Source organism: Donghicola sp. XS_ASV15, assembly GCF_041224595.1.
In the GTDB taxonomy this organism is placed as follows: Bacteria; Pseudomonadota; Alphaproteobacteria; order Rhodobacterales; family Rhodobacteraceae; genus Donghicola.
Map to the genome: position 1 here is coordinate 1 of NZ_JBGFGN010000115.1, position 6,566 is coordinate 6,566.

Annotated in this window: 7 protein-coding genes; all 7 read left to right on the forward strand. The window is 56.7% G+C overall.

Going from position 1 to position 6,566, the window contains the following annotated elements:
- Window positions 1-1,091 (forward strand): chemotaxis protein CheA (locus tag AB9K37_RS05725; RefSeq protein ID WP_369835971.1); only part of this gene is annotated, 1,091 nt, incomplete at its 5' end.
- A 1-nt stretch (window position 1,092) separates the two neighbouring features.
- The gene (locus AB9K37_RS05730; RefSeq protein ID WP_369835972.1) at window positions 1,093-1,557 is read left to right on the forward strand and encodes a chemotaxis protein CheW; all 465 of its coding nucleotides are present in this window, start codon (window positions 1,093-1,095) and stop codon (window positions 1,555-1,557) included.
- Complete coding sequence (locus AB9K37_RS05735) at window positions 1,554-2,381, forward strand: protein-glutamate O-methyltransferase CheR (RefSeq protein WP_369835973.1); 828 nt, start codon at window positions 1,554-1,556, stop codon at window positions 2,379-2,381. The genes AB9K37_RS05730 and AB9K37_RS05735 overlap by 4 nt, the downstream gene beginning before the upstream one ends.
- Window positions 2,382-2,397: 16 nt before the next feature.
- Complete coding sequence (locus tag AB9K37_RS05740) at window positions 2,398-2,784, forward strand: response regulator (protein WP_369835974.1); 387 nt, start codon at window positions 2,398-2,400, stop codon at window positions 2,782-2,784.
- A complete protein-coding gene (locus AB9K37_RS05745) occupies window positions 2,781-3,071 on the forward strand; it encodes a hypothetical protein (RefSeq protein ID WP_369835975.1) in 291 nt (96 codons plus the stop codon). The genes AB9K37_RS05740 and AB9K37_RS05745 overlap by 4 nt, the downstream gene beginning before the upstream one ends.
- Before the next feature lie 32 nt (window positions 3,072-3,103).
- The gene (locus AB9K37_RS05750) at window positions 3,104-5,446 is read left to right on the forward strand and encodes a methyl-accepting chemotaxis protein (protein ID WP_369835976.1); all 2,343 of its coding nucleotides are present in this window, start codon (window positions 3,104-3,106) and stop codon (window positions 5,444-5,446) included.
- A 10-nt stretch (window positions 5,447-5,456) separates the two neighbouring features.
- Window positions 5,457-6,563, forward strand: a complete 1,107-nt coding sequence (locus AB9K37_RS05755) for a CheB methylesterase domain-containing protein (RefSeq protein WP_369835977.1) — start codon at window positions 5,457-5,459, stop codon at window positions 6,561-6,563.
- The last annotated feature ends 3 nt before the right edge of the window (window positions 6,564-6,566 follow it).

Sequence of the window (6,566 nt, forward strand, 5' to 3'; positions counted from 1 at the left end):
GAACCTCACAGAATTGGCCTGACGGCCAATGCGCCTTGGACCGGGCTTGCTATATGAGGGCCGCACGCTCCAAGGCGCTCGCCCCAAACTGGCCGACTTTTGCTCCGCCACAATGGCCGAATTTTACTCCGCCGTTGACAGCAGGCGAGGCGACAGGGAAAGCTGTCCAGTTCGAAACCAATGGTGAGACGACTGAGATCGACAAAACACTTATCGAACGGCTTGCTGATCCGCTGACTCATATGTTGCGAAATGCCGTAGACCACGGCCTCGAGGCACCGGATGCCCGTGCGCAAACACAAAAGCCGCCCACTGGAACAGTGACGCTGAGTGCGGCACATCGATCAGGTCATGTGGTGATCGAAGTGGCCGATGACGGTGCGGGACTGAATCGCAACCGCATTTTGGAAAAGGCTGTTCAGAAAGAGTTGGTTCCCGCCGACGCGGTGCTGAGCGACTCTGAGATTGATAACCTTCTGTTTATGCCTGGGTTTTCGACCGCTGATCAGGTCACGAATCTCTCGGGACGCGGTGTCGGGATGGACGTGGTCAAAACCTCGATCACGTCGATCGGTGGGCGGGTCTCGATCACGAGCGAACCCGGGCGCGGCTCTGTTTTCACAATCCTTCTGCCACTCACGCTTGCTGTTCTGGATGGGATCGTGATCTCGGTCGCCAAAGAAACCATGGTTGTGCCCATCGCGAACATCATGGAGACCATTCGCCCAGAGAGCGATGACGTCCTCGAGCTCACCCCGGAAAATTGGGTGCTGAAAGTTCGTGGATCTTATGTGCCGATCATACCACTTGCGCCGCTGCTCGGATTGGGCAGCGCTGCGCCCAATACCGGTCCCTTTATCTTGGTCGAGGCTGAGAATGCGTCGGTCTTTGCCTTTGCAGTGAACGAGATTTATGACCAGAGGCAGATTGTCATCAAAAGTCTGGAGGGAAATTACGGTGCGATCCCAGGGATCTCTGCCGCAACCATCCTAGGCGACGGGCAGATCGCACTCATCCTTGATCCCGACGCGCTCATTGGACTCGTGTCACGTGAAGGCGCGAGCAAACCCCGCTGCGTTCAGGAGGCTTAGTATGACTGAAATGACTGCCGCCAAAGAAAGCCTGTCCGAGTTCGTCTCCTTGACCGCTGGAGGGCAGGGGTTCTGTGTTGACATCCACACCATCCGCGAAATCCGCAGCTGGACCCCTGTGACAATGCTACCGTTTTCAGAGCCATCGGTGCTTGGGGTGATGAACCTCCGCGGGGCCGTGATCCCGATTGTCGATCTTCGAGAACGGTTGGGCCTTGGGCCGACCCCCGAAGGACGCCGGAACGTGATCGTTATTGTGACCGTGTCCAACCGCACAATGGGCCTGTTGGTCGAAGCTGTGTCTGAAATCATTTCGGTATCAAGCGACGCCATACTGCCCAATCCAACTCAATCGGTTGAGACCCAACCTGCGCATATCGTCGGTCTCATCTCGCAAGAAGATCGTATGCTGCGTGTTCTGGATATCACCGGTTTCCTCCCGGCCGATCGGGAGGACGCCGCATGACCGCCCTCGGAGCATCACTGGACGAAAAATCTGAACTGACGGACGCGGTTTTTCGGCGCGTCGCGCGATTGGCCAAGGAAAACTGGGGGCTGAACCTAGAAGACGGGAAGCGGCCCTTGGTGACAGCTCGGCTATGGAAGCGTGTTATCGCCTCAGGTGCTGGCGATTTCCCGTCGTATATTGGCAAGGTTGAAGACGGTGATCAGGTAGAATGCGACCATTTCATCTCTGCTCTTACAACAAACGTAACGCACTTTTTCAGAGAGCAGCACCACTTCGATTTGCTCGAAAGCTCGATTCTGCCACGTTTCCGCGGACGCGGTCCACTAAGGATCTGGTCTGCGGGGTGTTCTTCGGGCCAAGAGCCTTATTCGATTGCGGCTTCTGTACGCGCGGTTCTCGGTGCCTCGGCGGATGCGCGAATTCTGGCAACAGATGTCGATCCCGACATCCTAGAGCGGGCTCAGAAAGCGGTCTATACCAACAGCGAAACGAGTTTTCCAAACCCGGCGCTCGAAGCGAGGGTTTTCGACAAAAAGCACGAGGAACAGCAACGTGCTGTGCGCGCGAACCTCGTCGACCTTATTACGTTCCGCCGCCTGAACCTGATCCAGCCCTGGCCGATATCAGGGCGCTTTGATGTGATCTTCTGCCGAAATGTAGCGATCTACTTCGACAAGCCGACCCAAGCCAACCTTTGGGCGCAGTTTGCGGCGCATCTCAACCCAAACGGCTTTCTGTTTATCGGCCATAGCGAGCGGATCGAAACGCCCGAGGCCATCGGCCTTTGCCCGGCTGGCATCACAACCTATCAAAAACAATGAACGATCGGAAACTGCAATGTCTCTGAAAACTGCCCTCAAAACCATGATCGTCGATGACATGTCGGTCAGCCGCGGTCTGCTGTCCCAATGTCTCGAAGAAATCGGTCTTCAGAACGTCGAGTATGAAAAATCGGGACAAGAGGCGTTTGCGCGCGTCTCAGGAAATCCGGTGCATCTGGTGATCAGCGATTACAACATGCCCGGAATGAATGGTCTCGATTTGCTAGAGCATTTGCGCGCCAACAAGCCCACACAGCAAGTTGGGTTCATTTTGGTGACCGGCACGCCAACACCGGACATCATCGCGCGCGGTCGTGCCTTGGGGTTGAATAACTTGGTTAAGAAACCCTTTACCACCGCCTCGCTGAAAGCGTCGATAGAAGCCGTCGTCGGGCGCCTATGAACAGCGCAACGACCACGGCATGTGCCGCGCTTCTAGAAGAGGCGCTGGGGGCTCTGACCAGATACGAGGCAGAAAGGTCTGCCGAAATCCCAATCAATCCCGCGACTCAGGGCTTTGACCTTGCGGTTCAGATTTTGGCCGACGTGCAGAGAACTTTGCACAGGGCACCTGTGCAATCCATAGATCTGGCACCGGATGCAATCGCACAGATCAAGCTGCAGATGGTCAAAGACCGGATGTGCGGGCGCACCTCGCCCCCCCCAAAAAAATCGATCGAGCTTTTCTAGTTAACACACGGTTCCACGTCAGGAGATTTCCTATGCTCAAACGTTTCACCCAGGCCCGGATCTCTTTGCGCTTACCTGCGCTGATCGTCGGGACACTGATCATGACGGTGATTGTCGCCAGCGAAACATATTATCTGCAGTTCAAACGCGAGGCAGAGCGTGCCGCAAAGCAGACGTCCGAGGTAACGGCTGGCCAAGTGGCACAGAGCCTTGAGACATGGTTTGAAGGTCTTGATTACCAGCTGACAACCCTGTCGGAGAGTCCGAACACGGCTCTTGCGTTGAGACGGTTTAGCGATGCTCTTCAACCCGGATCCAATTCGGATCTGGACGAGATGCGCCAACTGTATTTTGAAAAGAATGACTTTCCTTTAGGAGAATTTAATCGTTTGCAAGATGCAGGCGACGGCAGCCTTTATTCGAGCATTCACTTCAAAGAGCACGGGTATTTCGATGCTCTGGCCCAGCGGTTCAACTACTACGATCTGTTTCTGATCACGCCGGATGGTGACATCGTCTACACCGTCTACAAGGAGTCTGACTTCGGAACGAACCTCGCTTCGGGTACATTTGCCAGCTCTGGCCTAGGCGCGGCTTTCAAAGAAGCCATCAAAGGCTCGGGCACCCAAAATGTGTTTGTCGACTTTGCCCCCTACGCCCCCAGCAATGGCGCGCCTGCGGCCTTTATGGCGAACAAGATTGTCGGATCGGACGGTGAGACCCTTGGCGTTGTCGCGATCCAGCTTCCCCAAGATGGCCCCTATCAGGTGATCTCTGGCGTGACCGGCCTTCAGGAAACTGATGAAGTTTACCTGCTGGGTGCAGATGGCACCGCCCGCACAGTGTCGCGCGTGGCAGACACATTGGACATTCTGTCAAATGCCGCGGGGTCTGTTGGGGGCGATGCCGTCCTAAAAGGAACCGAGGGATATTTCCCGCATGTCACCGGTCTGAGTGGCGCAGACACCATGTTGACGGTCCAAAAGCTCAATGTCTTCGATCAGGCTTGGTATGCGGTTGTCGAGCTGGACTCAGCAGCGCAATTCGACGGCTTGGCGCGCCTGCGTCACACCATGTTCGCCTTTATCGCGCTTGGTTTGCTGGCGTCACTTCTCTTGGGCTGGCTCATGGCACGCTCAATCACCAAACCTCTGGCGCGCTTTGCATCTGCCATGGAAGATGTGGCCCATGATCGGTTTGACGTGGCCATACCGAACGCCGACCGCAAAGACGAACTCGGTGATGTTTCGCGTATTCTCGATGATTTCCGCGTCAAGTTGCACGAAAATAGCGAAGCCGCACGATTGCAGGCGATTGCAGCCGAGGAACAGGAACGCGTTGTGACAGAGATTTCCAATGGCCTGCGACAGCTGTCCAGCGGCGACCTGAGCAACAAGCTTGATGAGCCATTTTCAAATGATTACGAGCAATTGCGCCAGGATTTCAATGCAACAGTTGATACACTCAGCAGCTTGATGTTGTCGATCACAGACAATGCCCATGAAATCCGTAGCCGCGCCGACGAAATCAGTGGCTCGTCCGATGACCTGTCGCGCCGGACCGAAAACCAGGCGGCAACACTCGAAGAGACCGCAGCAGCCTTGGATGAACTGACGTCCAGCGTCCGTTCTGCTGCGGATGGTGCCGCCGAAGTCGAGCGCGTGGTGACCGAGGCGCGCTCGGAAGCTGAACAGAGTGGCAAGGTCGTGAGCGACGCTGTCGATGCGATGTCGCAGATCAAGAAATCCTCTGACGAAATTGCGCAGATTATCAACGTGATTGATGACATCGCCTTCCAGACCAACTTGCTGGCTCTGAATGCCGGTGTCGAAGCTGCCCGTGCAGGAGATGCGGGTCGCGGGTTTGCGGTCGTCGCGTCCGAGGTCAGAGCGCTTGCTCAGCGGTCATCTGATGCTGCAAAACAGATCAAAACCCTGATTGGATCAAGCACAGAGCAAGTTGAAACCGGTGTGGGTCTAGTGGGCCGGGCGGGCGGCGCGCTGACGTCGATCGTTGATCGCGTCGGTCAGATTGCGCAGCTTGTGAGTGGGATTGCTGTTGGCGCCCGTGAACAATCTGCAGGTCTCGGAGAGATCAACGTCGGGGTCTCGCAGTTGGATCAGGTCACACAGCAGAATGCTGCGATGGTACAGGATGCGACCGCCGCTGCCATGACGCTCAAGAGTGAGGCGGCAGGCCTATCGCAGTTGGTTGCTCGGTTCCAGTTGTCCAATGGGTCCGAAGAGCCGCAAGTGGCTCCGCTTACTGCGGTGCCGTTCAAACCCGCGCCGCACACGCCGGAACCCTCGCTGAACCGAGCGACTGGAACGGGATTTGCCGCTGCCGCGAACGGGCCTGCATGGACCGATTTCTAAGGAAGCGCCCATGAGGATCATGATCGCTGACCCAAACTCCGCCAAAGCACGGATCGCAGAAGCGCATATCTGCGCTGATCCGAGGCTACGCATGGCGGGAACATTCAACAATTTGACGGCGTGTTATCACGCCGTCGAACATCGGCCTCCGGCAATTGTGCTCATCGCCCCGCAGTTTGCCCAGGCACTTGAATTCGAAGTTATGCAACACCTGTTCGACGCGCTGTCGGTCCGTTGGGTGCTTTTGGGGACTGCAGAAGACGCAAAGGCCTTGTATCAGAGCCAAACTTTTAAGGATCCTGCTCCGGCTGTTGATCCATCGAAGTCCGCACGGGATTTTTGTTCGGACTTGCTGTCGTCGGCACTCAGGACCAGCAAAAGCGTCGTGGACTTCAGGCACGCACCGCGGTCCGGCACATGGGAGCGGTTGTTCCTGATCGGATCATCTACAGGCGGCGTCGACGCCTTGATGACGGTTTTATCCTATTTGCCAACGGATTGCCCGCCTACATTAATCGTCCAACACACGGGCGAAGGGTTCTCAGCTGGCCTTGCGCGCCTGCTGGACAACAACTGCAAGGCCAACGTCCGCGAAGCAAAGAACGGAGACCTGATCGAACGGGGGACGGTCTTTCTGGCGCCCTCGGGAAAGGCGCATATGAAACTCGACATGTCGCGCGGTCCGCGCTGCCGCCTGATCGAAGGGCCGCCGGTTTCTGGGCATCGGCCCTCGGTCGATGTGCTGTTCCGATCCGCGCTGCACGTGGCCCGCCGCTGCACTGCCACCATTCTGACAGGCATGGGACGCGACGGAGCAGATGGCCTTTGGGAACTGCGACGCAACGGCGCGACCACTATTGGCCAAGACGAGGGAACAAGCATGGTCTACGGGATGCCCAAGGCCGCTTTTGAGAATGGCGCGGTTGAAACGCAACTGCCAATACATAAAATTGGGCCCAGCATGTTGTCCAGCGTGCGAAGGTGTCAACGGCGGAGTAAAATTCGGCCATTGTGGCGGAGCAAAAGTCGGCCAGTTTGGGGCGAGCGCCTTGGAGCGTGCGGCCCTCATATAGCAAGCCCGGTCCAAGGCGCATTGGCCGTCAGGCCAATTCTGTGAGGT

What these genes read in the sequence shown, in the direction of transcription:
- AB9K37_RS05730 (WP_369835972.1), top strand. Translation starts at nt 1,093, where the DNA reads ATGACTGAAATGACTGCCGCCAAAGAAAGCCTGTCCGAGTTCGTCTCC.
- AB9K37_RS05735 (WP_369835973.1), top strand. Translation starts at nt 1,554, where the DNA reads ATGACCGCCCTCGGAGCATCACTGGACGAAAAATCTGAACTGACGGAC.
- AB9K37_RS05740 (WP_369835974.1), top strand. Translation starts at nt 2,398, where the DNA reads ATGTCTCTGAAAACTGCCCTCAAAACCATGATCGTCGATGACATGTCG.
- AB9K37_RS05745 (WP_369835975.1), top strand. Translation starts at nt 2,781, where the DNA reads ATGAACAGCGCAACGACCACGGCATGTGCCGCGCTTCTAGAAGAGGCG.
- AB9K37_RS05750 (WP_369835976.1), top strand. Translation starts at nt 3,104, where the DNA reads ATGCTCAAACGTTTCACCCAGGCCCGGATCTCTTTGCGCTTACCTGCG.
- AB9K37_RS05755 (WP_369835977.1), top strand. Translation starts at nt 5,457, where the DNA reads ATGAGGATCATGATCGCTGACCCAAACTCCGCCAAAGCACGGATCGCA.